23 protein-coding genes are annotated in these 25,326 nt (G+C 68.1%); 6 read left to right on the top strand and 17 right to left on the bottom strand.

Going from position 1 to position 25,326, the window contains the following annotated elements; all coding sequences use genetic code 11:
- The first annotated feature begins 9 nt into the window (after positions 1-9).
- Positions 10-1,152: a DSD1 family PLP-dependent enzyme gene (locus tag AAN986_RS11280; protein ID WP_349335665.1), complete on the top strand. Its 1,143-nt coding sequence runs from the start codon at positions 10-12 to the stop codon at positions 1,150-1,152.
- 74 nt (positions 1,153-1,226) lie between these two features.
- Here the strand turns inward: AAN986_RS11280 and AAN986_RS11285 are convergent, their stop codons facing one another.
- Entirely contained in the window at positions 1,227-2,234 is a 1,008-nt protein-coding gene (locus AAN986_RS11285) for a tripartite tricarboxylate transporter substrate binding protein (RefSeq protein WP_046238589.1), read from the bottom strand.
- 203 nt (positions 2,235-2,437) lie between these two features.
- Between AAN986_RS11285 and AAN986_RS11290 the strand changes: the two genes are divergently transcribed.
- Positions 2,438-3,337, top strand: coding sequence for a LysR family transcriptional regulator (locus AAN986_RS11290; RefSeq protein WP_043792929.1), 900 nt, complete (start codon positions 2,438-2,440; stop codon positions 3,335-3,337).
- A 34-nt stretch (positions 3,338-3,371) separates the two neighbouring features.
- Here AAN986_RS11290 and AAN986_RS11295 read toward each other — a convergent pair whose 3' ends face one another.
- The gene (locus tag AAN986_RS11295) at positions 3,372-4,154 is read right to left on the bottom strand and encodes an IclR family transcriptional regulator C-terminal domain-containing protein (protein ID WP_016446366.1); all 783 of its coding nucleotides are present in this window, start codon (positions 4,152-4,154) and stop codon (positions 3,372-3,374) included.
- A 170-nt stretch (positions 4,155-4,324) separates the two neighbouring features.
- On the opposite strand from AAN986_RS11295, the gene pobA reads away from it, so the two are divergent.
- The 3 genes from pobA to AAN986_RS11310 all read left to right on the top strand — a co-directional run bounded on the left by pobA (position 4,325) and on the right by AAN986_RS11310 (position 6,951).
- The gene (pobA, locus tag AAN986_RS11300) at positions 4,325-5,500 is read left to right on the top strand and encodes a 4-hydroxybenzoate 3-monooxygenase (protein WP_013801914.1); all 1,176 of its coding nucleotides are present in this window, start codon (positions 4,325-4,327) and stop codon (positions 5,498-5,500) included.
- Between the two features lie 131 nt (positions 5,501-5,631).
- Positions 5,632-6,414: a 2OG-Fe dioxygenase family protein gene (locus AAN986_RS11305; RefSeq protein WP_043791151.1), complete on the top strand. Its 783-nt coding sequence runs from the start codon at positions 5,632-5,634 to the stop codon at positions 6,412-6,414.
- A 99-nt stretch (positions 6,415-6,513) separates the two neighbouring features.
- On the top strand, positions 6,514-6,951 hold the full coding sequence (locus AAN986_RS11310) for a universal stress protein (protein ID WP_016446360.1): 438 nt from the start codon (positions 6,514-6,516) through the stop codon (positions 6,949-6,951).
- Between the two features lie 90 nt (positions 6,952-7,041).
- Here AAN986_RS11310 and AAN986_RS11315 read toward each other — a convergent pair whose 3' ends face one another.
- The 8 genes from AAN986_RS11315 to rpoN form a co-directional block, all read right to left on the bottom strand.
- On the bottom strand, positions 7,042-7,596 hold the full coding sequence (locus tag AAN986_RS11315) for a bacteriohemerythrin (RefSeq protein WP_223275325.1): 555 nt from the start codon (positions 7,594-7,596) through the stop codon (positions 7,042-7,044).
- A 60-nt stretch (positions 7,597-7,656) separates the two neighbouring features.
- Complete coding sequence (locus AAN986_RS11320) at positions 7,657-8,640, bottom strand: tripartite tricarboxylate transporter substrate binding protein (RefSeq protein ID WP_349335666.1); 984 nt, start codon at positions 8,638-8,640, stop codon at positions 7,657-7,659.
- Between the two features lie 254 nt (positions 8,641-8,894).
- Complete coding sequence (locus AAN986_RS11325; RefSeq protein ID WP_349335667.1) at positions 8,895-10,172, bottom strand: Zn-dependent hydrolase; 1,278 nt, start codon at positions 10,170-10,172, stop codon at positions 8,895-8,897.
- 93 nt (positions 10,173-10,265) lie between these two features.
- Positions 10,266-14,105, bottom strand: coding sequence for an ATP-binding protein (locus AAN986_RS11330; RefSeq protein ID WP_349335668.1), 3,840 nt, complete (start codon positions 14,103-14,105; stop codon positions 10,266-10,268).
- An 80-nt stretch (positions 14,106-14,185) separates the two neighbouring features.
- Entirely contained in the window at positions 14,186-14,437 is a 252-nt protein-coding gene (locus tag AAN986_RS11335; protein WP_082138023.1) for a plasmid stabilization protein, read from the bottom strand.
- Between the two features lies 1 nt (position 14,438).
- Positions 14,439-14,633: a hypothetical protein gene (locus tag AAN986_RS11340; RefSeq protein ID WP_016446355.1), complete on the bottom strand. Its 195-nt coding sequence runs from the start codon at positions 14,631-14,633 to the stop codon at positions 14,439-14,441.
- A gap of 49 nt (positions 14,634-14,682) precedes the next feature.
- The gene (locus AAN986_RS11345) at positions 14,683-14,991 is read right to left on the bottom strand and encodes a hypothetical protein (RefSeq protein ID WP_047216897.1); all 309 of its coding nucleotides are present in this window, start codon (positions 14,989-14,991) and stop codon (positions 14,683-14,685) included.
- 184 nt (positions 14,992-15,175) lie between these two features.
- On the bottom strand, positions 15,176-16,510 hold the full coding sequence (gene rpoN, locus AAN986_RS11350) for an RNA polymerase factor sigma-54 (protein ID WP_212645305.1): 1,335 nt from the start codon (positions 16,508-16,510) through the stop codon (positions 15,176-15,178).
- Between the two features lie 233 nt (positions 16,511-16,743).
- Between rpoN and AAN986_RS11355 the strand changes: the two genes are divergently transcribed.
- Complete coding sequence (locus tag AAN986_RS11355; protein WP_349335669.1) at positions 16,744-18,336, top strand: hypothetical protein; 1,593 nt, start codon at positions 16,744-16,746, stop codon at positions 18,334-18,336.
- Positions 18,337-18,428: 92 nt separating this feature from the next.
- Here AAN986_RS11355 and AAN986_RS11360 read toward each other — a convergent pair whose 3' ends face one another.
- The 7 genes from AAN986_RS11360 to AAN986_RS11390 all read right to left on the bottom strand — a co-directional run bounded on the left by AAN986_RS11360 (position 18,429) and on the right by AAN986_RS11390 (position 25,187).
- Complete coding sequence (locus AAN986_RS11360) at positions 18,429-18,572, bottom strand: hypothetical protein (RefSeq protein ID WP_349335670.1); 144 nt, start codon at positions 18,570-18,572, stop codon at positions 18,429-18,431.
- Positions 18,573-18,616: 44 nt separating this feature from the next.
- Positions 18,617-18,895, bottom strand: coding sequence for a GlsB/YeaQ/YmgE family stress response membrane protein (locus tag AAN986_RS11365; protein ID WP_016446350.1), 279 nt, complete (start codon positions 18,893-18,895; stop codon positions 18,617-18,619).
- Positions 18,896-18,965: 70 nt separating this feature from the next.
- Positions 18,966-19,493: a hypothetical protein gene (locus tag AAN986_RS11370; RefSeq protein ID WP_016446349.1), complete on the bottom strand. Its 528-nt coding sequence runs from the start codon at positions 19,491-19,493 to the stop codon at positions 18,966-18,968.
- A 95-nt stretch (positions 19,494-19,588) separates the two neighbouring features.
- Entirely contained in the window at positions 19,589-21,184 is a 1,596-nt protein-coding gene (locus AAN986_RS11375; RefSeq protein ID WP_349335671.1) for a sigma-54 dependent transcriptional regulator, read from the bottom strand.
- A 162-nt stretch (positions 21,185-21,346) separates the two neighbouring features.
- Entirely contained in the window at positions 21,347-22,408 is a 1,062-nt protein-coding gene (locus AAN986_RS11380; RefSeq protein WP_349335672.1) for a DNA topoisomerase IB, read from the bottom strand.
- 339 nt (positions 22,409-22,747) lie between these two features.
- Positions 22,748-24,835, bottom strand: coding sequence for a catalase (locus tag AAN986_RS11385; RefSeq protein WP_349335673.1), 2,088 nt, complete (start codon positions 24,833-24,835; stop codon positions 22,748-22,750).
- Positions 24,836-24,977: 142 nt separating this feature from the next.
- Entirely contained in the window at positions 24,978-25,187 is a 210-nt protein-coding gene (locus AAN986_RS11390) for a hypothetical protein (RefSeq protein ID WP_016446344.1), read from the bottom strand.
- Positions 25,188-25,326 lie beyond the last annotated feature (139 nt).

Raw genomic sequence — 25,326 nt, forward strand, 5'->3', positions numbered from 1 at the left:
CACAGCACCATGCCCTTGCACGATGACGCCAGCGGCCTGGCACTGGAGCCTGCTGCACGGCCCGGCGATCCGCTCGATCGCATCGACACACCCAGCCTGGCGCTGGACCTGACGGTCTTCGATGCCAACCTGCGCACCATGCAGGACTGGGCCGACCGCCATGGCGTGGCGCTGCGCCCGCATGCCAAGGCGCACAAGTGCCCCCAGATCGCGCTGCGCCAGCTGGCGCTGGGCGCGCGTGGCATCTGCTGCCAGAAGGTGAGCGAAGCACTGCCCTTTGTGGCGGCCGGCGTGCGCGACATCCTGATCAGCAACGAGGTCGTGGGGCCGGCCAAGCACGCGCTGCTGGCCCGGCTGGCGCGCAGTGCGCGCATGGCCGTGTGCGTGGACAACGCGGCCAACCTGGTGCAGCTGTCCGAGGCCATGTCGCAGGCGGGCGTGGAGATCGACGTGCTGGTGGAGGTGGACGTGGGTCAGGGCCGCTGCGGCGTCACGGGCCCCGAGGCCGTGCTGGCCCTGGCGCGGCAGGCGCACAACCTGCCGGGCGTGAATTTCGCGGGCCTGCAGGCCTACCACGGAGCGGCGCAGCACCGGCGCAGCCGCGAAGAGCGTGCGCAGGCCTGCCAGGAGGCTGCGAGCCGGGCGGCGGCCTGCGCGCAGCTGCTGCGCGACAACGGCCTGGCGTGCCACACCATCACGGGCGGCGGCACGGGCAGCGTGGAGTTCGATGCGGCCAGCGGCGTCTACACCGAGCTGCAGCCGGGCTCCTATGCCTTCATGGATGGTGACTACGGCGCCAACGAGTGGGACGGGGCGCTGGCCTTTCGCCGCAGCCTGTTCCTGCTGTCCACGGTGATGAGCACGCCCGCGCCGGACCGCGTCATCCTCGATGCGGGCCTGAAATCCACCTCGGCCGAATGCGGCCCGCCCGCCGTCTACGGCACGCCGGGTCTGCGCTGCGTGGCCATCAATGACGAGCACAGCGTGGTATGCGTGGAGCCTGGCGCCCAGGCGCCCGCCCTGGGCAGCGTGCTGCAGCTGCTGCCCTCGCACGTGGACCCGACATTCAACCTGCACGACGAGCTGGTGGTGCTGCAGGGCGGCACGGTGCACGCGCTGTGGCCGATTGCGGCGCGCGGGCTGTCGCGCTGAAGACGACATGAAAGAAGCCGCCGGCCTTGCGGCGCGGCGGCTTTTTTGCGTCTGCGCCTGCTGTGGCCTGTGGCTTACAGCTCGATCTTGGCGCGGCGGATCACGTCGCCAAAGCGCTTGTTCTCTTCGACGATGAAGGCCTTGAACTCTTCGGGCGTGGGAAAGTAGTTCTCGTAGCCGAAGGTCTGGAACTTGGGCTGGATGTCGGGCTCGCGCAGGACTTTCATGGTGTCCTGGCGGATCTTCTCGACCACGGCCGGCGGCGTGGACTTGGAGACGGCAAAGGCATTCCAGCCGGTGACCACGGCATCGGCCGGGCCGCCGGACTCGGCCACGGTGGGCACGTCTTCATAGCCCTTGAGGCGGTGGGGCGCCAGCACGGCTAGAAAGCGCAGCTTGCCCGAGCGCATCAGCGGGCCGGCCGTGCCCGAGGAGCCCAGCGCAAAGGCCAGCTCGCCCGTGGCCACGCTGGTGTACAGCTGGCTGGTTTCCTTGTAGATGACGTGTTCCATCTTGGTGCCCGTCAGCGACTCCAGCAGGGCCGAGCCCAGGTGCACCGGGTTGCCCACGGACCACGAGCCGTAGTTGAGCTTGCCGGGGCGCGCCTTGGCGTCGGCAATCAGGTCGGCCACGGTCTTGTAGGGGCTGTTGACCGGCACGCAGACGAAGAAGAAGGTGCGAAACAGCGGCAGGACGACTTCGAAGTCCTTGTCGATGCTGTAGGGCAGCTTCTTGAACAGGTGGGGATAGGCGGCCAGGTGGACGTTGTCCAGCTGGATGATGTCCGTGCCGTCGGTGGCGCCGCGCTTGAAGGCCTCAATGGCGATGAAGCCGTTGCCCCCCGGGCGGTTTTCCACGATGACGGGCTGGTTCCACAGGCGCGCCAGCTTGTCGGCCACCAGGCGCGAGGTGCCGTCCGGCCCGCCGCCCACGGGGAAGGGGTTGATGATGCGCACCTGCTTGGTGGGCCAGTTGGCGGCGGCACCCGACTGGGCACGCGCGGGTGCCAGGGCGCCCATGGCCAGGGCGCCAAGGGCGAGGCCCGCCTGGCGGCGATTGATGCGGAAGGCGCTGTCTTTCATGGTTTGTCTCCGAGTCGCTGTTGGGCTTGCTGGGTGGCTTGGTCCTATGCCGGCAAGGCACAGGCTGCTCTTGTTTTTACGCTCTCTTGCGGGAGCGGCTGGATCATCCAGTCGCCGCATTGTGTCAGTTCGTTGCAAAGCACCTAGCCGTGGCTGGCGCTAGCAGCTATAGCAAAATGGCATAAGTGAGGAGGCGAGAGAACATGAATTTGCAGCAGATAGAGACGTTCGTGCATGTGGCCGAGACCGGCAGCTTCAGCAAGGCGGCCGTGCTGCTGGAGACGGCCCAGCCCGCACTGAGCCGCCAGGTGCGGGCGCTGGAGACCGAGCTGCGCGAAACCCTGCTGATCCGCACCGGCCGCGGCGTGACCCTGACCGACGCGGGCCGCCGCCTGCTGGAGCACGGCCACGCCATCATGCAGCGCGTGGCGCTGGCCAAGGAGGATCTGGGCAGCCAGCGCGACGAGCCCGTGGGCCGCATCGTGGTGGGCCTGCCGCCCAGCCTGGCGCGGCGCCTGACGCTGCCGCTGATCGATCTGTTCAGCAAGGACATGCCCAAGGCCCGGCTGGCCGTGGTCGAGGGCTTTTCCATGAACATCGCCGAATGGCTGACCTCGGGCCGCATGGATCTGGGCCTGGTCTATACGCCCGAGCCGCATCCGCACATCGAGGTCACGCCCGTGCTGGAAGAGCGCCTGTGCCTGATCGGCCCGACGCGCACGCTGGGCGGGCGCAGCAGCGTGCGCTTTGACGAGCTGTCGCAGTTTCCGTTGATCATGCCGCAGCACGGCCAGATCTTCCGCAAGCTGATGGAGGCCCAGGCCACGCTGTCCCAGGTCAAGCTCAACGTGGTCTGGGAAGTGTCCAGCGTGCCGGCCATCCTGGACCTGGTGCGCGGCGGCTACGGCTACGCCGCGTTGACCGACAGCGCCATGCGCAGCCACCTGACCGATGCCGAGCTGGTGGGCATTCCCATCGAATCGCCCCACGTGGTGAGCACGCTGTGCCTGGCGCAGTCGGCCAAGAAAAAGGCCACGCCGCTGATCCGCAAGACTTCTCTGGCCCTGCGCGAACTGAGCCGGCTGGTGTGCGCGCCGCTCTGAGTGGTTGCAGCGACGGCGGCAGTTCAGCCAGGCTTCAGAGCAACGGCCGCAGCTCCCGCGCCGCCTCCTGCAGCAGCGGCAGCAGCTCGGCCACCATGTCGGCCGGCGCCATGCGCTGGGGCGAGGTCACGATGTTGAGCGCGGCCACCGTGCGCCCCTCCATGTTGCGCAGCGGCACGGCCAGGGCCTGCACGGCCAGCTCATGCTCTTCCAGGGCCAGGCAGAAGTCCTGTCGGCGCACTTCGTCCAGCACGCCTTCGAGCGCTGCGCTGTCGGTGACCGTGTGGGCGGTCAGGCGCCGCAGATCGTGCGAGGCCAGCCATTGCCTGAGCTCGGCCGCAGGCAGGGCGGCCAGCAGCACGCGGCCCGTGGAGGTGGCATGGGCGGGCAGGCGGCTGCCCAGATGCAGGCCGTGGGCCATGAGGCGCTGGCCGCGCTCGTGCAGGGCGCTGCGCGCCACGATGACCACCTCGTGGCCATCGCGCACCACGCAGGAAAACGACAGCTGGGTCTGCGCCGCCAGCCGGTAGAGCACGGGCTGGACGATGCGCGGCAGCCGCGCCGAGGCCAGGTAGCTGCCCGACAGCCGCAGCACCTTGGGCGCCAGCCAGAAATGGCTGCCGTCCGTCTCCAGGTAACCCAGGTGCGCCAGCGTCAGCAGATGGCGGCGCGCGGCCGTGCGCGTGATGCCAGAGCGCTCGGCCGCCATGGTGGCGTTCAGGCGCTGGCGCTCGGTGTCGAAGCTCTCCAGCACGGCCAGGCCCTTGGCCAAGCCGGCGATGAAGTCATCGGGGTCGATGGGAAAGGGCTGGTTCATGGGCGGGGAGGGCGGGCATGCAGGTAGTGCGCGATTGTCGCGCAGATTGCGCGATCACCGCGCAACTCATGTGCCAGCCCCTCGTCTTTGCGCTGCCTCAAAACTAGTCTTGGGACCAGGCCATGGCATGAACCGGCCATGACATCGAACAACGCAACGGAGACAGATCAATGCGTACCCAAGTCGCCATCATCGGCGCAGGCCCTGCCGGCCTGCTTCTCGGCCAGCTGCTGTACCGCGCAGGCATAGACAACGTCATCATCGAGCAGCGCAGCGCCGACTACGTGCTGGGCCGCATCCGTGCCGGCGTGCTGGAACAGGTCACGGTGGACCTGCTGGAGCAGGCCGGCGCCGATGCCCGCATGCGCGCAGAAGGCCTGCCGCACGACGGCATCGAGCTGCTGTTCGGCGGCCAGCGCCACCGCATCGACCTGCATGGCCTGACCGGCGGCAAGCGCGTCATGGTCTACGGCCAGACCGAGGTCACGCGCGACCTGATGGAAGTGCGCGCCGCCGAGGGCCTGACCACGGTCTACGAGGCCAGCAACGTGCAGCCCGTGGGCTTCGATGGCGACAGCCCCGTCGTGCGCTATGAGAAGGACGGCCAGGTCCATGAGCTGCAATGCGACTTCATCGCCGGCTGCGACGGCTTTCACGGCATCTGCCGCGCCAGCGTGCCGCAGGACAAGGTGCGCACCTTCGAGAAGGTCTACCCCTTCGGCTGGCTGGGACTGCTGTCGGACACGCCGCCCGTCTCGCACGAACTGATCTACGCCCAGACCGAGCGCGGCTTCGCACTGTGCAGCCAGCGCAGCGCCACGCGCAGCCGCTACTACCTGCAGGTGCCGCTGACCGAAAAGGTCGAGGACTGGAGCGACGAGGCCTTCTGGAACGAACTGCGCCTGCGCCTGGACCCCGAGGCACGCGAGCGCCTGGTCACCGGCCCCTCGCTGGAAAAGAGCATTGCCCCGCTGCGCAGCTTCGTGACCGAGCCCATGCGCTTCGGCCGCCTGTTCCTGGCCGGCGACGCGGCCCACATCGTGCCGCCCACGGGCGCCAAGGGCCTGAACCTGGCCGCCTCGGACGTGGGCTACCTGTCCAGCGCCTTCGCGCAGTACTACCGCGACAAGGCACCCGAAGGCATCGACGGCTACTCCGAGCAATGCCTGCGCCGCGTCTGGAAGGCCGAGCGTTTTTCGTGGTGGATGACCTCGCTCATGCACCGCTTCCCCGATGCAGGCGGCTTCGACACCAAGGTGCAGGAGGCGGAGCTGGACTACATCGTCAACTCCCGTGCAGGCTCGACCTCGCTGGCGGAGAACTATGTGGGGTTGCCGCTGGTGTGAGGGCCGGCGTGAGGCCCCGGGCGCCGCCGAGGCTGCGCCCGCATTGATGCGCGCCTGTCGCCACAGCATTGCGCAAATTTGCAGGCCGCCTCGCCCGGACGGGCACGGGCGAGGAGTAAGCTTGGCAGGTTATGGCGCACATCACGTTTCCCCCTCCCTATATCGCTCCCCAGAATGCAGCGCAGTCGCTGCGCGACGCAGGCTATGCGGTGCTGCGCCCCGACGAATTCGCGGCCTGGGCGGGCGTGTCCTTGACCGAGCTGCATGCGCTCGATGCCGACTGGGCCCAACTGCCGCCCGATGCCTTTCTGAAGGACGGCGGGCGCTACCGGCGCCGCCGCCATTCCTGCTTCATCGCGGGGCAGGACGGGCTGCAGCAGGTGGAGCACCGCGCGCACTGGCAGCCGGTGGAGTACAACGCCCTGCATGGCGGCATGCTGCGCATGTTCGATCCCATGCGCGACGCCACGGCGCAAAGCGCCACCTGGAGCCGCCTGCTGCTGGCGCTGGCTGGCCTGTCCGACCAGGTGTTCTGTGCCCAGGGCGATGATGTGCAGCACGAGCGCTGGTTCATCGAGTCCCACCAGTTCCGCATCGACACCACGGACGGCATTGGCCGGCCCACCCCCGAAGGCGCGCACCGCGACGGCGTGGACCTGGTGGCCGTGATCCTGGTCGGGCGCGAGGGCGTGAAGGGCGGCGAGACGCGCATCTTTGAGGCCACGGGCCCCAGTGGCCAGCGCTTCACGCTGACCGAGCCCTGGTCGGTGATGCTGCTGGACGATGCCCGCATGATCCATGAGACCACGCCCATACAGCCCGAGCAGCCGGGCGGTGTGCGCGATACCCTGGTGCTGACCTATCGCCGCCAGGGTTTCCAGGGCTCGGAGCTGACGCGTCGCCGCAAGGATTGATGCAGCTCAAGACGCTGGCGCATGATGGGCGCACACTTTGGTTCATCGACCCGGCCGCCCCCGATTCCTGAGGGCGGCCAAGCACAAAGGAGAAAACGCATGTTCAAGCACATCCTGGTTCCCGTGGACGGCTCCAACAGCTCGATGCTGGCGGTCCACAAGGGCGTGGAGCTGGCCAAGGTCTTTGGCAGCACGCTGACGGCGGTCTACGTGGTGGACCCCTATCCGTTCACGGGCGTGGGCGCCGACTTCGCCTACGGCCAGTCGCAGTACCTGAGCGCGGCCACGGCCGAGGCCAACACCACGCTGGACGCCGTCAAGAAGATCACCGACGAGGCCGGCATCACCGCCACCACCGTGGTGGGCGAAGGCCATGCGGTGCACGAAGGCATCGTGCGCGTGCTCGAGAGCACGGGCGCCGACCTGATCATCATGGGCTCGCAAGGCCGCCGTGGCCTGGAAAAGCTGATGCTGGGCAGCGTGACCCAGCGCGTGCTGGGCGCCGTGCGCGTGCCGGTGCTGGTGGTGCGCGAGTAATCACCGGGCCGCTCGGCCCTTCGCATGGTGAAACGTCAACGGCTCCCTCGGGAGCCGTTTTTATTGGTGCGCTGCAGGGGGAGAGGGCGATCAGCGATTGAGCAGCCGTGCCAGCCAGCCCTTTTTCTTGCGCTGCAGTTCCAGTTCCTGCAGCACTTCGTTCTTGAGCCTTTCCTTCTCGGCGGCAGGACTGGACTCGCGCGCCATGCGCAGATAGGCCTTGGCCGAGTCCACGTAGCCGGTGTCTTCGTTGCGGATGTGGTTGAACAGCCAGCGCGAGAGCATGCCGTGCAGCTCGGCGGCCACGTCCTCGCCGGCATCGAAGCGGGTCTGCATCTCGATCACGCGGCGCGTGAACAGCTCGTGCACCTTCTTGTGCGGGCCGGCGAACATGTAGCCGGCGCTCTCGATCAGGCTTTCCTCGAACACGAAGTGCGAGACGGTGTAGTCGATCATCTCGCCGATGACATCGCCCAGGGCCTCGCGGTCGGGCGAGGACCGCAGCTCGTAGAGCTTGTTGATGTAGTCGACGATGCGGCGGTGCTGCCTGTCGATCTCTGCAATTCCGGTGTCCAGCTCGGGGACCCAGACCAGCAATGCCATGGCGTTCTCCAGGAATTCGATGATTTCCGGAGAAGTATTCACGGGACTGTCACATCGCCCCTTGATGCAGATCAGTCTGATCTGCATCAAGGAGACGCGGCGTCACTCGATCTTGGCGCCCGAGGACTCGACGATATGCTTGGACTGCTTGAAGTCGGCCTGGAACATTTTGTCGAAGTCGGCCACGGTCATGGACTGGGGCTCGGCGCCCTGGGTCTGGATGGCGTCGCGCACTTCGGGCATGGCCAGCAGCTTGTTCACTTCGGCGTTGACCTTGGTCACGACGGCCGTGGGCGTGCCCTTGGGCATGAACAGGCCGTACCAGGTGCTGACGTCAAAGCCCTTGAGGCCCGATTCGGCCAGCGTGGGCGTGTCGGGCAGCGAGGACGAGCGCTTGGCCGAGGTCACGGCGATGGCGCGCAGCTTGCCGGCCTTGATCTGGCCGATGGCCGAGGGCACGGAGGACACCAGCAGGTCCACGTTGCCGGCCAGCGCATCCATCAGGGCCGGGTTGGAGCCCTTGTAGGGCACGTGCACCAGCTGGATGCCCGCCGCTTTCTCCAGCAGCACGCCCGAGAGGTGGATGCTGGTGCCATTGCCCGGCGAGCCGTAGGTCACCTTGCCCGGGTGCTGCTTGGCAGCGGCCACGATGTCGGCCAGGGTCTTGTAGGGCGAGTTCACGCTGGTGGCGATCACGATGGGCGTGTAGGCCACGTGGGCCACGGGCACCAGGTCCTTGACCGGGTTCCAGGGCAGGTTCTTGTAGAGGTAGGGGCCCAGGACCACGTTGTCCTTCTGGCCCATGACCATGTCGTAGCCCGTGGGCGCCGCCTTGGCGGCCTCGGTGATGCCGATGGTGCCGCCTGCGCCCGCGCGGTTGTCGGGCACCACGGTCCACTTGCTGACTTCGGTGAGCTTGTTGGACACCACGCGCGCGAGGATGTCGGTGCCGCCGCCGGGCGGGAAGGGCACGATCATGCGCACGGGCTTGTTCGGATAGTCGGCCGCCGCGCCTTGGGCGGCTGCGGAAAAGCTCAGGCCCATGGCGGCGGCCACGGCGGTGCAGGTGATCAGTTGGCGGAACATGAAAGAAGAAACTCCAGGGTCTGATGGGGCGGTGCAACCCTCTCGCAGCGGACCGGCAGCGCCGGGCCGCCCATGCGGTGGGTTGTCGATGATCGGGGAGGGTGGTTCCGCCATCTTGCATTGGGAAACCCGCTATTTGGGCGGATTTCCGCAATCTGTGCCACAGGGGCTTCCACCAAGGAGCAGCTTGTGCCTGCTCCAGAGGGAAGCGGGCTATTTTATGCCGCCTTGGTGCCTGGCCGCAGGCCAGGCGCTCAGGCCTGCGCCAACTGCCTGTCCAGCACGCGCACCGTCTCGTACAGCACGCGCGTGCCGTCCAGCAGCTGGGCGGGTTCTATCCACTCCTCGGGCGCATGGCTGCGGCCGTGGAGGCAGGGGATGAAGATCATGCCCATGGGGCCGGTGGGCGCCATGTAGACGGCGTCATGGCCGGCGCCGCTGGGCATGCGCATGTGGGCGTAGCCCAGGTTGTCGCAGGCCTGCTCCACGCCCTGCATGACCAGGCCAGCGCAGTCCGTGGGCTGGGAGCGGCTCACGTCGGCCATCTCGGCACGCACGCGCAGGGCGGCCAGGCCGGGCAGGACTTCGGCCAGCAGTTCCTCGGGGAAGCTCTCCAGCACGCCGGCGTGGTCGCTGCGCACTTCCATCATCATCTCGACCAGGCCGGGCACGGCATTGGAGGCATTGGGCGTGAGCGAGAGCCGGCCCACGGTGGCCACCACATAGTGGGGCTGGCCATTGAGCGCAGCGGCCTTGCGGTTGGCCGCATCGATGATGCGCGCCGCGCCCACCAGCGCGTCCTGTCGGATGTCCATGGGCGTGGTGCCTGCGTGGTCGGCCTGGCCGTGCACGGTGAAGCCCACGCGGCGTATGCCCACGATGTTCGTCACCACGCCAATGGGCAGGCCGCGCTGCTCCAGCACCGGGCCCTGCTCTATGTGCAGCTCCACGAAGGCGGCCGTGCCGCCAGCGCTGCGCAGCGGGCGGTGCAGCGCCTCGGGCCGTGCGCCGATGCGCCGCATGCCTTCGGCCAGGGTTTCGCCTTGCGGGTTGCGTGCCGCCAGCATGGTGGCGTCCAGCTTGCCCGACAGCGCGCGGCTGCCTATGCAGGAGATGCCGTAGTCGCTGGGTTCTTCGGACAGGAAGTCGATCACCTCGAACGGGTGCTGCAGGGCGATGCCGTTTTCATGCAGGCAGTGCGCCACCTCGATGCCGGCCAGCACGCCGATGATGCCGTCGAAGCGCCCGCCCATCATCACGGTGTCGCAGTGCGATCCGGTGGAGATGGGGGCGCGTTCTGCGCCGCCCGCAGCGGCCTGGGCAGCCGGCAGGCGGCCGACCAGATTGCCGCCTTCATCCAGATGCACCTGCATGCCCGCGGCCGCGAACTCGGCGCGCAGCCAGGCGCGGGCCTGGTCGAACTCGGGCGAGAAGGCGCGGCGGGTCCAGGGCCGGTCGGGCAGGGTGAAGGTGGACAGGGTCTGGACACGGCGCCAAAGGCGCTCGGCATTGATGGGGGGCAGGGCGGTCATGGGTCTCGGTGAGTTCTGCGGCAGGCGTGCGAGCCGCGCAGGCGGCGCAGGCAGGCTGGACGAAGCGGGGATTGTCGCGCGCAAAGGCGGTGCTCATGCAGACGTGCGCAGGCTCCTGAGCAACCGCTCCAGCGTGTCGAAGCTCACGGGCTTGACCAGGTGGTGGTCCATGCCGGCCTCGCGCGATCGTCTCAGGTCATCCTCCTGCCCCCAGCCCGTGAGGGCGATCAGCAGGACCTGGTCGCGGCCCTGCCGGGCGCGGATGCGGCGCGCAACTTCCAGGCCGTCCATGCCGGGTAGGCCGATGTCCAGCAGCACGACGTCGGGCCTGAAGGCGTCGTGCATGGCCAGCGCGCCGGGGCCGTCGCGGGCGATCTCGACCTCGGCTCCCAGCAGCCCTAGCAGCATGGACAGGGTGTCGGCGGCGTCCGCGTTGTCATCGACCACCAGGATGCGGCCGAAGGCTGGCGCGTCCCCGGACTGCGCGCCTGCGGCCGGGCCGGGCAGGGAGGGCACATCGGCGGGTGCATGGGCGGATGCATCGGCAGGTGCATGGGCCGGCAAGGGCAGGCGCAGCCGCAATTCGCTGCCCTGGCCCGGACCTTCGCTGAGCGCCTGCACGCTGCCGCCGTGCATCTCCACCAGGCTGCGCACCAGGGTCAGGCCGATGCCCAGGCCCCCCTGGCCCCGGCGGCCGCCGCGGTCCACCTGCATGAACATGTCGAAGATCCTGTCCAGCAGCGCGGCGGGGATGCCTATGCCGTCGTCACGCACGGAGATCACGGCCTGCGCACCCTCTGCCCAGGCCGCCAGCACGATGTGGCCGCCGGGATCGGTGTACTTGGCGGCATTGTTGAGAAGGTTGGTGACCATTTGCGCCAGCCGCACGGGGTCGGCCGGCAGAAGCAGGGTCTCGGCGGGCAGCTCCAGCCGAAGCTGGTGGCCGCCGGATTCCATGACCGCATGGCTGGCCGCCGCCACGCCTTGCAGCACGTTGTTCAGGTCCACCACCTCCTTGCGCAGCTGGACCTTGCCCGTGGTGATGCGCGAGACCTCCAGCAGGTCGTCCACCATGCGCACCATGTGGTTGACCTGGCGCTCCAGCATCTCCTGGCTGCGGCGCGCGCTGTCGTCGCCATGGGCGGTGCGCTTGAGGATTTGCAGGCCGTGGCTGATGGGTGCCAGCGGATTGCGCAGCTCGTGGGCCAGGGTTGCCAGGAACTCGTCCTTGCGCCGGTCGGCCTCCCTGAGGTGCTGCTCGGCGCGCTTGAGTTCGGTGATGTCCTGGATGATGGAGCAGGTGCCCACGAGCTGCCCGCCGTCATCGCGCAGCGGAGCGGCGCTGACGCGCATCCACCATTCGCGGCCCTCGTCGTCGGTGTGCAGCATCTCCAGCCCCGGCATGACCACCTCGCCGCGCAGCGCGCGCCTGCCGGGCCAGTTCTCGGGCGGTATGGGCCGGCCCTTGTCGTCCCAGCCGCGCCAGCGCTGCACGCGGTCGGCAAGGGTGGACGGGATGGCGCGCGGGACGAATCGGTCCATGAGCGCATTGCTGAGCACCATGGTGCCGCCCATGTCGGACACGCCCACGCCCGCCGGCATCTGGTCGATGATGGCGCGCAGCCTTCTCTCGTTGGCGCGCAGGGCGGCATGGGCCTGCTCGCGCATGCGCTCGAGCTGCAGCAGCGAGGCGACGCGCGCCAGCAGCTCGCGCGCCGAAAAGGGCTTGACCAGGTAGTCGTCCGCGCCTGCGCGCAGGCCTTCGACCTGGGCCTCCTGGCCTGCACGCGCGGACAGCATGATGACGGGGATGGAGCGCGTGGCCTCGTCGCTGCGCAGCGCATGCAGCAGCTCGAAGCCGTCGAGCACGGGCATCATCACGTCGGCAATCACGAGATCGGGCCGCTGGCGCCGGATGCAGTCCAGCGCGGCCCGGCCGTCGCCGGCCACCTCCACCTCGTACAGCGGACGCAGCAACTGGCCGATGTAGCCGCGCATGTCGGCGTTGTCGTCGGCGCAGACGATGCGCGGCCGGGGGCCTTGCGGTTCGGCACCAGCCGGCACGCCGTGCGGGGCATGCGGGGCGTGCGTGGGCGATTCGCCCGGCACCCACTGCCGCGTCTCGTCCACGAGCTGGCGTGCGGCCGGGGCGCCCGCGCCGTGCCCCGGCGGCGGCGGGGTTGACGGTGACGCGATGGGGTTCACCTGTTCGGCCGGCAGGTGCGCGCTGCCCTTGGGCAGCCGCACGGTGAAGCGGCTGCCCTCGCCCTCCGTGCTGGTGACCGTGATGGTGCCGCCATGCAGCCGCACCAGTTCCTGCACCAGGGCCAGGCCGATGCCCGTGCCCTCGTGCGTGCGGGCGGGCTTGCCCGGAATGCGGTGAAAGCGCTGGAAAAGATGGGGCAGGTGCTGGGGCGCAATGCCCGAGCCGGTGTCGCTGACGGACAGCTCCACCGCAGGGCCCGCGTCGTGCAGCGCCACGGCGATCTCGCCCTGCAAGGTGAACTTGAAGGCGTTGGACAGCAGGTTGAGCACGATCTTTTCGTACATGTCCTGGTCCACGTAGACCGGCCCTTGCAGTGGCGGGCAGTCCACGCGCAGCCGCAGGCCCGCCTGCTCCATGGCCGAGCGGAACACGCTGGCCAGCTCGGCCGTGGCGCGGGCCAGGTCCGTGGGCTCGTAGCTGGCCTGCATGCGCCCGGCCTCAATGCGCGCGAAGTCCAGCAGGGCGTTGACCAGCTTTTGCAGGCGCAGCGCGTTGCGGTGGACCATCTGCGCCTGATCGGGCGGCAGGTGGCCGCCGTGCTCGCGCAGGGCGTCGTCCAGCGGCCCCAGGATCAGCGTCAGCGGCGTGCGCAGCTCGTGGCTGACGTTGGAGAAGAACACGGTCTTGGCACGGTCCACCTCGGCCAGGGCCCGGGCGCGCCGCGCTTCCTGCTCATAGGCCACGGCGTGCGCGACAACGCCGCCCGTGTGGCTTGCCACCATATCGAGGAAGGCGCAGTACTCCGCATCCAGCGGGCGGCGCGGGCTGACGCCCAGCACCAGCACGCCCGAGGCCTGGCCGTCGCCCGACCAGCGAACGGGCACGATGCGCGCCAGGCGCGAGGGTTCGGGCCAGGGGCCGCCAGGCAGGGTCAGGCCCAGCTGCGCCAGGTCCACGTTGGCCGGCTGGCCCGATTGCACGGCCTGGGCCAGCGGCCAGGGCGCGGGGTCGGCCGCCAGGTCGGTGTCCATGCCGGTGGAGCACAGCAGCTGGAAGGCCGGGGGAGCGGTGTCTGCGCTGCCTGCATCCGGGGCGGCCTGACATTCGTAGATGATGGCGAAGGGCACGTCGTAGGGGTTTTCATCCAGCACGGCGCAGACCTTTTCGCCCGCGTCCTTGGCACTGCGCATGTCCAGCGTGCGGATGCCCAGGCGGTGCAGCGTCTCCAGGCGCCGCCGGCTGACGATTTTCTCGGTGGTGTCGGTGCAGGGACAGAACACGCCCTGCACGGTGATGCCGTCATCGGCCAGGATGGGGCCGTAGGTGAAGGTGACGAAGACCTCTTCCTGCGGCAGCTCGCGGTCGAAGAAGTAGCGCGCATCGGTGGACCAGGTGGCCTGGCCCGTGCGCAGCACGCCCTCCAGCATGGGGCCGATGTCGTCCCAGATCTCGCTCCAGCATTGCGCGCCGGCCTGTCCCAGCGCCTTGGGGTGCTTGCTGGTGCCCAGGAAGGGAATGTAGGCGTCGTTGTAGATCAGCCGGAAGTCATCGCCCCACCAGATGATGATGGGAAAGCGCGAGCCCAGCATCAGGCTGGCGGCGTTGCGCAGGCTTTGCGGCCAGCTCTGCGGCGAGCCCAGGGGCGTGCCCTCCCAGTCGTGGGCGCGCACGCGCGCCGCCATTTCGCCGCGCTGCGGCAGGAATCCAAAACCGTCTTCTGAATTCACGGGTTCTCCCACGGGATTGCCGACTTCGCGGGCCGGCCTGTGTCGTTGATCCAGGCGCCGGGGCCGCGGGGGCGGCGCAGCTATCGCGAGGCGGATTGCGCTGCAGGTGCGGCGCCTCGCCTGCGGGCGCCCTTGCGGGCAGCGCAATGCGCTGCTTGCCGGCCCCGGCCGCAGCCCGATTGCCTGCCGCCGCCGCTGTCCTTGTCCACGGTGGCCCACAGGCGCCTTTCGGCCTCTTCATGGCCTGCGCCGCGCGATTCGTGGCTGTGCACTATGTGCCGGGCCTGGCGTTTTCGCTCATGGGTATCGGTGGATTTGTCTCCTCGGGGCATGTCACTCTCCCTTGCGGGTCTGTTCCTGCTCGGGCGCGGGCGGCAATTCTATGGGGGGCGCCGTGGTGGGCGGATCTATCGGCTCGGGTCCGCGCGGGCGGCCGGGCTGGCGGTTGGGATCGTCGGGTGCCACGGGGTCGTTGGGCGTGGTCGGCACCTGGGGAATATTGGGTGCGTGGGGCAGGGGGTGGTTCATGGCTGCTGCTGTCCTGAGGGGAAGGGTTGATACAAGTGCGCAGGCGGGCTCAGCGTGGCGCGGTGGTGGCGGGTGCGGTGGCCGGATCGGCCTGCGGCGGCGTCATGGACGGCGCGGCAGGTGCGGCAGGTGCGGCCGGCGAGGCAGAGGAGGTGGGTTCTGTCGCTGGCGTTCCGGTGGCGCTGGGCGCATCCAGCCGCCCCCTGGGTGCCATGAAGTTGAACATCAGCACCAGGATCAGTGCGACGGCGGCCGTGAGGGCGGCGATGCGCAGCGGCCAGCGGCCATCGCGGATGTGGTTGTTCTCGCTGCGCTGGCGTTCGAGGGGGGCGTGCACTCTGCGGGGAGGGGTGTCCATGGCGGTCTCCTTCAATCCATGAGCCTTCACCTTAGGCCGGACGGCGGCCTGCAACTGTCGGACAAGGCAGGACCTGGGGGAGCGACAAGCCGCTGCACGGCAGTGGGGCTTGGCAGGACACACCGCCACGGGCAGCGGCGCCAAGGGCCATCGCAAGGCCGCGGCCGCGACGGCAGGTGCCGTGTCAGCCGTGGCGCCTGCGCCGGTCGGCCGGCGCTATGCGCAGCAGCTGGCGGTACTTGGTGACGGTGCGGCGGGCCACGACCAGGCCCTGGGCGCCCAGCTGGCGTGCGATATCGACGTCGGACAGGGGCCGGGCATCGGATTCGGCCGCGATGATGTCGCCGATCAGCTCGCGGATGGCCGTGGCCGAGCAGGCGCTGCCGCTGGCACTGAGCATGGGGCGCGAGAAGAAGTGCTTGAGCTCGAACACGCCCGTGGGCGTGGCCATGTACTTGTTGTTGGTCACGCGCGAGACGGTGGATTCGTGCACACCCACTTCCTCGGCAATTTCGCGCAGCACCAGCGGCTTCATGGCCATGGCGCCGAACTCCAGGAACAGCTCCTGCTTTCGCACGATGGCCCGGGCCACGTCCAGGATGGTGGAAAAGCGCTGCTCCACATTGCGCACGGTCCAGCGCGCGTCCTGCAGATGGTCGGCCAGCTGGGCCTGGCCCGTGCAGCGGTGGCGCTGGAACAGCTGCTCGTAGACGCTGTTCAGTCGCACGCGCGGCACGACGGCGGGGTTCAGTTGCACATTCCAGCCGCTCGGTCCCCTGCGCACGATCACGTCGGGAACGATGTAGTCCACGCGCGTGGAGCCGAAGCTCCAGCCAGGCCTGGGGTTGAGGCGCCGTATGGCATTCATGGCCTGCACGATCTGGGCCGCCGGCACCTGCAGCGCCTTGGCCAGCCGCGGCACGTCGCGCGCGGCCAGCGCGTCCATGTGGTGCTGCAGCAGGGTCTGCGACAGCTGGCGCAGCGTGGCGTCGGCCATCTGCGGGCATTGCAGCAACAGGCATTCGCCCACGCTGCGCGCGGCCACGCCCGCCGGATCCAGCGATTGCACCAGTCGCAGGGCGATGAGCATTTCCTGCGCATCGGGCGCCGGGCTGAGCGCCAGCAGGCCGGCCAGCTCCTGCAGGTCCGTGCGCAGATAGCCGTCGTCGTCCAGCGATTCCACGATGGCGCGCGCCATGCACAGGTCGCGCGGCGTCATGGCCGTCACGTTGAGCTGGCCGTGCAGGTGCATGGCCAGCGTGGTTTCGCAGGCAGCCGTGTCCATGGCGGAGCCTTCCGCGTCAACGGCCTGGCGCGCGCCCAGGTGCATGTCGGCCACCCACAGGTCGCGGTCATCTGCGGGCTCGGCATCTTCCAGGAATGGGTTGTCCTCCATCTTGCTGCGCACCATCGCGGCAAAGTCCAGCGAGGACATCTGCAGCATGCGCACCGCGTGCTGCAAGCGCGGGGAAAGCGTCTGGGACTGGCGTATGTCCGCCTTGAGGTGCATGGAACCCATCTCGTCTCCTTGTTGCGATGGCCACAAGGACGCAACGTTCATGCCCCGATCAGCGTGGCGAATCGTCTGGATACACTTTGGGCACGAAACCTGCTGCGTACTTGCTGCGCAGAAGGCACAGGGGCCCGGGGTTCGGCCGTCGCTGCGGGTATCGGCTTTGCAACAGCAGGGCCGCTCAAGGCGCCTGCGGTAAAAATTTCCGCTCGGGCGCAAGGTTTTCTGCAAACTTTGCCATGTACCAATCCACCGGTTTTCACACGGTCCCGCCGCCGGAAACCCTCAATGCAGTCCCGCAAGGCGGGGCGCGCGGCGCCGCACGCGGGCCATCCATGTCCATGCGCCTGAGACGGGTCCTGTTGCTTTTGGCCTTGCTGGTGCTTGTGCTGGCTGCCTCGTCCTGGCTGCTGTTGCGCGCCTATCAATCCGGGCACGCGGCGCAGGAGCAGGCCGTTCGCATCGCCAGCATGGCCGCGGCCCGCCTGCTGGACAGGCAGGAGCCACGCGCTGCCAATGCCGAGCAGGCGCTGGCTGCCGTCCAACCGCTGCTGGAGGCAGGATGGTCCGGCTTTCTGGTGGACAGCGCGGGCCGTGCGGTGCCGGCCGGCACGGCTGCGGCAACGGGTCAGCCTGCCTTGCCCGCTGATTTCAGCGAGCGCCTGGCTTCCAGCCTGGCGCACGGCTGGCTGGATGTGCCCGATGCGCAGGGCGGCACCCTGCGCGTTTTCTTCAGCAGGACGGCCCAGGGCTGGACCTGGGTGAGCTGGGTTCCCTGTTCCGCGCTGGATCCGGCGTGTTCCCCGCTCCTGAGGGGCGTGATCTGGGCGGCGATCGTGTTGTTTGCGCTGGCCGGCCTGGGCCTGGCGGGGCTGGCCTTGCGTGGCAGGGCGGACCCGATGAGGCCGGCCCGGCGCAGCCAGGCCGGCGGCGCACCGGGGGAGCGGGACAACGAAGCCGGCGAGGCGCATATCCAGAACGAGCGCCTGCAGGTGGTCGGCCGGCTGGCAGGCCGCTTCTCCCATGAGTTCAACAACCAGCTCGGCGTTCTGAGCAACAGCGCCTATCTGATTGAGCGTCGTTCGGAGGACCCGAACCTGCGCCTGCCTGCACAGGCCATGCTGCGTTCGGTGGACACGGCCAGCCGGTTGACGCAGCAGCTGCTGCGCTTCGGGCCGCGCCACAGCACGCATGCGCTGGTGGTGGATCTGTACCGCTGGTTGCCGGGCGTGCGGGGCACGCTGGCCGTGGTGCTGGGAAAGCGCGTGGCGCTGGAGGTGGCTGAGCCCGCCGAGGCCAGCCCGCCGGGCCAGCCGGCCGCGCGCCTGGGCGTGTATGTGGACCCTGACGAGCTGGAGCTGGCGCTGATCAGCATTTTCCTGTCCGTGCGCGAGGCCTTGCCCGATGGCGCCCGCGTGCGCATGGCGGCACATCCCGTGGGCGGACATCTTGCGGCATCGGCCGCCAAGGGCGAGCAGGTGGAGATCCGCATCGAGGCCGTGGCCCACTGGCAGGGCGCCGGGCCGGGGCCGGAGGGGGTGGGTCCGGGCGAAGCGGGCGTAGCGGGCGTAGTGGCCGCAGCCAGCGCCGAGGCGCCGCAGCGGCCGCAGGAATCCCGCCCCGGCGTGCGCTTGAGCGACGCCGATGCAGATGCCTCCTGCGGCCTGGCCCTGGCGCGCCGGCTGTGCCTGGCTGGCGGTGGCGTGGCGTGGGCCGAGGGCGGCAGCGGGGGAGGCGACGGCGATGGAGCCAGCGGCGGCCTGGCCGTCTCCCTGGTCCTGCCGCGCGTGCCCATGGCGGCGCAGGATTGTCTTGCGCAAAGCCTGGACTGAGCTGGCATTCGCGGCCCTGGAAACAGGACTGCGCGCCGGGGCGCGCAGTCAGCAAGCAGGAAAGTCGAAAAAGAGAGGAGGGCCGAGCCCGGTCAGCGTGCGAGGCGCGCGATCAGCAGCCCCGCCGCCAGCGCCGTGGCAATGGAGCGCAGCGGTTTCTTGCACACGGCGCTGCCATGGCGGGAGAGGTCGGTGCTGCCAGCGGTACTTCTGGTCTGGAAGGGATCTTTGCTCATGGAGGCTCCTTTCCTGCAAGTCAATGGCCCGTGGCCGGGCCGGCTCAGTGGCGCATGCGCGGTTTGCACAGGTTGAAGATGGCCAGCAGCGCAACGGCGCTGGCCATGGAAATGAAGATGGACATGGATGTGGCCGGCACCTGCGCCTGCGCATCCATGGCCGAGGGCGCCAGCAGCGGCGCCAGCAGCCAGCCGCCCAGCAAGGCGCCGATGGCGCCTATTGCCACGTTGAGCAAAATGCCTTGCTGGGCCTGGGTGTTCGTGACCATGCTGGTGATCCAGCCGATCAGCCCGCCCACCATCAGCCAGATGAGGAAATCCATGGCATCGCCTTTGACAAAAGTTGCAGTTGAATATCAATGGCAATCGGCGTGCCTGCCAGTCGCAAGCGACTCAGCGCTCCGGTTGCGGGGTGCCGTTGCCCCGGGCCGGCGCAGGGCGGATTTGTGCACGCTCGGCTTCGCGGCCTGAAGGTGTCTGGGCGTCCAGGCCCCGGTCGGGCGACTCGCTGACCTGGGGCAGATCGGCGGCGTGTTCTATCAATTCCTCGATGATGAAGCGGCCGTAGAGCTGTGCGCGCTCGGCGCCGGCGGCCTTGAGGGCATCGGCGGCGTTGCGTGCGGCCTCGTCGCTGTCCACCCGTACCACCAGCCAGTGGTAGCCGCGCTCGGCCAGGGCCTGGTGGGCCTTGACCAGATTGAGTTCCTGGCCCACGGCGGCCACGGGGCTGGCCTGTCGCAGGTCTTGGTCGATCTGGGCCAGCATTTCCCGGTCGGTGTAGCGCCGTACGTCCTGCTCGGGCAGGTTCAGCGCCTGCAGCGCCGCCATGCCGTCATCGGCCTGCGCAGCCGTGGGAAAAGAGACCACCATGTGGCCCACGGGCTTGAAGACACCGTAGGCGCGGGCAGGAGAGGAGTCCATGGGCTTGTCCTTGGTTGCTCAAAGGTGCTTGCAGGGTGGCAAGCAGCGTGCCCGCAAGGCAACGGCAGCAGGTGCTGTGCGCGTCTGCGCACGTGTCAGCCGGGTTCGGCGTCCGTCCTGTCCTTTTTGCCGCCCGCATAGTCCTTGAGCCGGTTGTACAGCGTCTTGAGGCTGATGCCGAGCACGGCGGCCGTGCGTTCCTTCTGGTACTTGCACTGCTTGAGCGTGGCCTGGATCAGCAGCCGCTCGGCCTGCGCCATGGTCATGCCGATGGGCAGCTGTATGGTGGCCGGCTCCATATCGGGCAGGTCGTAGGCGTCGCCTGCCGCGCCGTGGTCGGCGAACGGATGCACGGCGACAGGCGCGGCCTGCGCAGTGGGCGGCAACTGCGGGGCGTTGGCGGCCAGCTGTGCAGGCACGGATGTGTGCACGGATGCGTGCAATGACACCGGCATGGGGGCGGGCTGGGCAATGGCCACCGGTGGGCGGGGCAGCCATTCGGTGCCTACCTGCGGGCCGGGCTCCATGACGTAGGCACGCTGCACGGCATTGCGCAGCTCGCGCACATTGCCGGGCCAGCTGTGCTGTGCCAACTGCCTCAGGGCCGACGCCGTGAACTGCTTGGTCTGCCCCTCTCGCTGAGAGATGGCCTGCAGCAAGTGCTGGGCCAGCAGCGGGATGTCGGACAGGCGCTCGCGCAGCGGCGGCAGCTCGATGGGAAAGACGTTCAGCCGGTACAGCAGGTCCTCGCGCAGCCTGCCGCTGGCCACGGCCTCGAAGGGGCAGCGGTTGGTGGCGGCGATCACGCGCACATCGGTCTGCAGCGTTTGGGTGGAGCCCACGCGCATGAAGCGGCCGGTCTCCAGCACGCGCAGCAGCTTGACCTGCAGCTCCATGGGCATTTCCGTGATCTCGTCCAGGAACAGCGTGCCCGTGGCCGCGCGCTCGAAAAAGCCCTGGTGCTGGCGGTCGGCACCCGTGAAGCTGCCCTTTTCGTGGCCGAAGATCTCGCTTTCGATGAGATGCGGCGAAATGGCGCCGCAGTTCACGGCAAGAAACGGGCGGCTGCGCCGCTGGCTCAAGTCGTGCAGGGTCTGCGCCACGACCTCCTTGCCGGTGCCGCTCTCTCCCGTGAGAAACACCGTGACCGAGGTGCCTGCCACGCGCTCCATCTGCTGGTACAGGCGCTGCATGGGAGGCGATTGGCCCAGGAGCCGGCCAAAGCGGCCTTCCTGCGCGCAGTAGCTGCCAGCGGGTGCGCAATGGTCTTGTGCCGTGATCTGATCGGAGGCCGGGCCTGCGCCGTTGCGGCTGTCCGCGCCCGACAGGCCCGGCGTGGGGATGAGAAAGCGCGAAAGAATGTCCTCGAGCCGGCCTATGCCCACGGGCTTGACCAGATAGTCCATGGCGCCTCGGCGCAGGGCTTCGATGGAGGAGTCCAGGCTGGCATGGCCGGTCACCAGCACGATCTGCGAGTCCTGCGGCACTTGCCGGTCGCCGAACAGGTCCATGCCGTTGCCATCGGGCAGCTGCAGGTCCAGCAGAACCAGGCTGGGCGGCTGCATGGCCATCTGGCGGCGCGCATCGCGCAGGGTGTGGGCCACGGCGACCGAAAAGCGGTCCACGCCCACCAGTTCGCGCATGGTGGCTGCCGAGTCCGCGTCGTCATCGACGATCAGCACGTGGTTCATTCCATGGCCTCCAGAGCTGCCGACCGCAGCCTGTTTTGACAAAAATTCATGATCCGGCAGTTTAGGGGCTGGGATGTATGCATCTGTGTCAGTCCACAGGCACAGTGCTTGCCGGGTGGTCCGGTCCCCGCCGCCGTCGCCGCAAAGAGGGGATCAAGCGGATCAGGCGGGCCGGCGGCTGGCGCCCTGGCCACGGCGGGGCGGGGTCCTGCGGGGCCGGGGCTGGGGCTCCAGCAGGCCCAGGAACAGGCATTCCTTGGCGCTCAGCCCGCGCGTGCGCCGTGCGGGTGCAGCGGTCGCGGCGGGCGGGCATTGTCCGGGCTGCTCGCACAGGGCCAGTACCTGGGGATGGATGTAGAACTTGCGGCAAACCGTACAGGTATTGCCCAGGCGCCGCGCCATCTCGGCGATGAGGTCCGTGAAGGTGAGCGCGCCTGGATGGCGGCTGCCCGCCGGTGACGCTGCGGCGGCCATGGCCAGCTCCAGCGCGTACACGCTGGCATGCCAGGTACGGAAGTCCTTGGCACTGAAGTCCGGTCCGTCTGCCTCGTCTGCCCCGGCCTTGCTGCAGATCCTGCGGATGTAGTCGTTCACGTGCTCGGAGCGCACATGGTGAACATCTCCCTCGTCGTCCACGAACTGGAAAAGCCGCTGCCCCGGCAGGTCCTGGCAGCGCTTGACGACGCGGGCCACGGCCCGGTCGGACACGCGGGCCTGCTGGGCGACGCCGCTCTTGCCCTTGAAGCTCAGCGTCAGCTCGCCGGCGCGCACCTGGGCGTGGCGGTTCCTGAGCGTGGTCAGGCCGAAGGATCCATTGGCTTCTGAATACTCGTCATTGCCAACGCGCAGCGCCGTGCAGTCCAGCAGCCAGACGATGGTGGCCACCACGGTTTCGAGCTGCGGCCGCCCCGGCCTGAGGTCCCGCGCCACGGCACGCCGAATGGCGGGCAGATGCCGGCCGAACTCGCGCATGCGGTCGAACTTGACCTGCTTGCGCTGCTCCTGCCACTGCGGGTGATAGCGGTATTGCTTGCGCCCGCGGGCATCGCGGCCCGTGGCCTGCAGGTGGCCCCGGGCGTCAGGGCAGATCCATACATCCACATAGGCCGGTGGAATGGCCAATTTGCGGATGCGCTCCAGCGCCTGGGCGTCGCGCACGGGCCTGCCGTCCTGGTCCACATAGGAAAAGCCTTTGCCACGCCGCACGCGGCGCCAGCCGGGCATGCGGTCGTTGACATGGATGAGGTCTGCAGTCAGTGCAACCCCTGCGGCGGCGGAGGTGCGATGGGGGGGTCGGAATAGGGCGAAGGCGCCGGAGCCGGCGGAGGATCACCCACGGGTGGCACCAGCGGCTCGGTCGGCGGCGGATTGACCGGCGGAGCGACGGGAGGTGTGGCAGGCGGTGTGGGTGGTGCAGCGATCATGGAACGGTTTCTCCTGTGATGTTGGCGGGCCGCAGCGGCCATGCAGCCGCTGCAGCAATCGCCATGCCCGGACCCTTGCACGGGGCCGAAGCGTTGACATTTGGTAGCAATGATTCGCGAAAACCGGTGGCCTGCGGCCTCAGGCCAGCGTCCTCAGCGTGGGCTCGCGGTCCCAGAAGCGTTTCTTGGCGCCTTCGACAAAGGGCTTGGGCGTGTCGATGGGAAACACGCCCTCGTCCGGCGTGATGCCCGCGGTCTGCAGGATGTACCCCGTGGCCTTGCAGGCCGCAATGGCCTTGAGGTGGCCGAAGGCATCGCGGAACCAGTCCTGCGCGGCCGCTTCCCGGGCCAGGGCTTCGCCGCGCTGCGGCGTGAGGATGGACACCACGGCGTCGAACTGCGCCGAGGGCGATCCGGCCAGCTGGCCGTCTGCAGGCAGGTGGCTGCCGTCGTCCAGCGTGGCGCCGCCGATCTTGGGCGCAATGATCTTCACGCTGGCCTTTTGCGCCACCAGGGCCTTGTGGAAGGCGGCAATGTGTCGGGCGCTGGAGCCTTCATCCACCAGGATGGCCACGCAGCGGCCCTGCAGTGTGGGTTTCATGCGGTCGATGATGCGCGTGGCCGGGCTGGGCGGCAGCTTTTGCGGGGGCACGGCAGGCTTGGCGGCAGGCGGCAGCTGGGGCAGGCCCAGGCCGTCGGCCACGCGCTTTGCCAGGTCGGCGTCTATCACCTGCAGGTGGCCCACCACGGCCAGTCGCACATGCGGCGTCTGCACCTTGGACAGCTCGAACACCAGGGCGCTGGCGATGTGGGCCTGCTCCACCGCGCTCTGGCTGGCGTAGAACATGCGCGCCTGGCTGTAGTGGTCGGCAAAGCTTTCGGGGCGGATGCGGCCCTTGGCGCCGTCCCCGTCATCCTGGGCAAAGTGCCTGAAGCCGCGCGCCGCCGAGGCGCGCGGACTGTCGGCCTGCAGGCTGGAGGGCTCGTAGGCCACGCGGCCCTTGGGCACCTGGGTCTGCATATGGCCGTCGCGCTGGTCGTGGGCAAACGGGCATTTGGGCGCGTTGATGGGCAGCTGCGTGAAGTTGGGTCCGCCCAGGCGCGACAGCTGGGTGTCCAGGTAGGAGAAAAGGCGGCCCTGCAGCAGCGGATCGTTGCTGAAGTCGATGCCCGGGGGCAGGTTGGCCGGGCAGAAGGCGACCTGCTCGGTCTCGGCAAAGAAGTTGTCGGGCCAGCGGTCCAGCACGAAGCGGCCGATCTTGCGCAGCGGTATTTCCTCTTCCGGAATGATCTTGGTGGGGTCCAGATGGTCATAGGGCAGGGCGTCGGCCTGTTCCTGCGAGAACAGCTGCACGCACAGCTCCCAGGCCGGGTAGTCGCCGGCCTCGATGGCCTCGAACAGGTCGCGGCGGTGGTAGTCGTTGTCGGCGGCCTGCAGCTTCAGGGCCTCGTCCCAGACGGTGGATTGGATGCCCAGCTCAGGCCGCCAGTGGAATTTCACGAAGGTGCTTTTGCCTTGCGCATTGACCAGCCGGAAACTGTGCACGCCAAAGCCCTCGATCATGCGCAGGCTGCGCGCGATGGTGCGGTCGCTCATGATCCACATGACCATGTGCATGGACTCGGGCATGAGGGAGATGAAGTCCCAGAACGTGTCGTGCGCCGTGGCGGCCTGTGGAAAGCCCCGGTCCGGCTCCATCTTCACGGCATGGACCAGGTCGGGAAACTTCATGGCGTCCTGTATGAAGAACACCGGAATGTTGTTGCCGACCAGATCCCAGTTGCCCTCTTCGGTATAGAACTTGATGGCGAAGCCGCGCACGTCCCGCGGGGTGTCCACCGAGCCTGCGCCGCCGGCCACGGTGGAAAAGCGCACGAAGACCGGCACCTGCTTGCCGGTTTCGGTCAGCACCTTGGCGGTGGTGTACTGCTCCAGTGAATCGATCAGCTGGAAATAACCGTGGACACCTGTGCCGCGTGCATGGACGATCCGCTCCGGAATGCGCTCATGGTCGAAATGCGTGATTTTCTCGCGCAATATGAAATCTTCCAGCAGCGAGGGTCCCTTTGGCCCTTGCTTCAATGAATTCTGGTTGTCCGCAACCGGTATGCCCTGCTGCGTCGTCAATACAGGATGAGAGGCTTCGGCCTGCTGCTGGAGTTCTCCGCCGTGGCCAACGGGGCATTGGGATGGAGATTTCTTTTCAGCTGGGGCTTTCTTGGCCATGATGCACTCCTTGGGAATGAACGCCATGTTCTTTTGACGCGGATATTTTCAAGCGGAGCAACGGTATGTTTTCCAGTTGCCGCAATGGGAAAATAAAAAAAGGGCCCGGAGGACCCTTTTTTCAGGTCATGCAACCTGCGGCTCAACGCTGCTGGTGGCTGTCCTGCTTTTGCTGCTGACCCGGCTGGTTGCGCTGGGGGTTGCTCTGCTGTTGCTGATGGTTGGGATTATTGGGATTGCTTTGCTGCTGCTGCCCCGGATTGTTTTGTTGCTGCTGCTGGTTCTGCTTGTTCTTGTCGTTTTGCTGGTTGCTGGCCGTGTTGCCTTGAGGGTTATTGGTCTGTTGCGTCATTTCCATACTCCTTAAGTAAACAGCGATGCCGTCATCACTGCAATTTCATTGTGCTGCCTGAAAAATCCACGGCGTGTAGGAAATTCGGAAGATTACTTTTGGTAAATCATTGGAATTTGCTATGAATATCATGAAATCC

Origin of the sequence: Delftia sp. DS1230, assembly GCF_040112715.1 — a bacterium.
Taxonomy (GTDB): domain Bacteria; phylum Pseudomonadota; class Gammaproteobacteria; order Burkholderiales; family Burkholderiaceae_C; genus Comamonas; species Comamonas tsuruhatensis.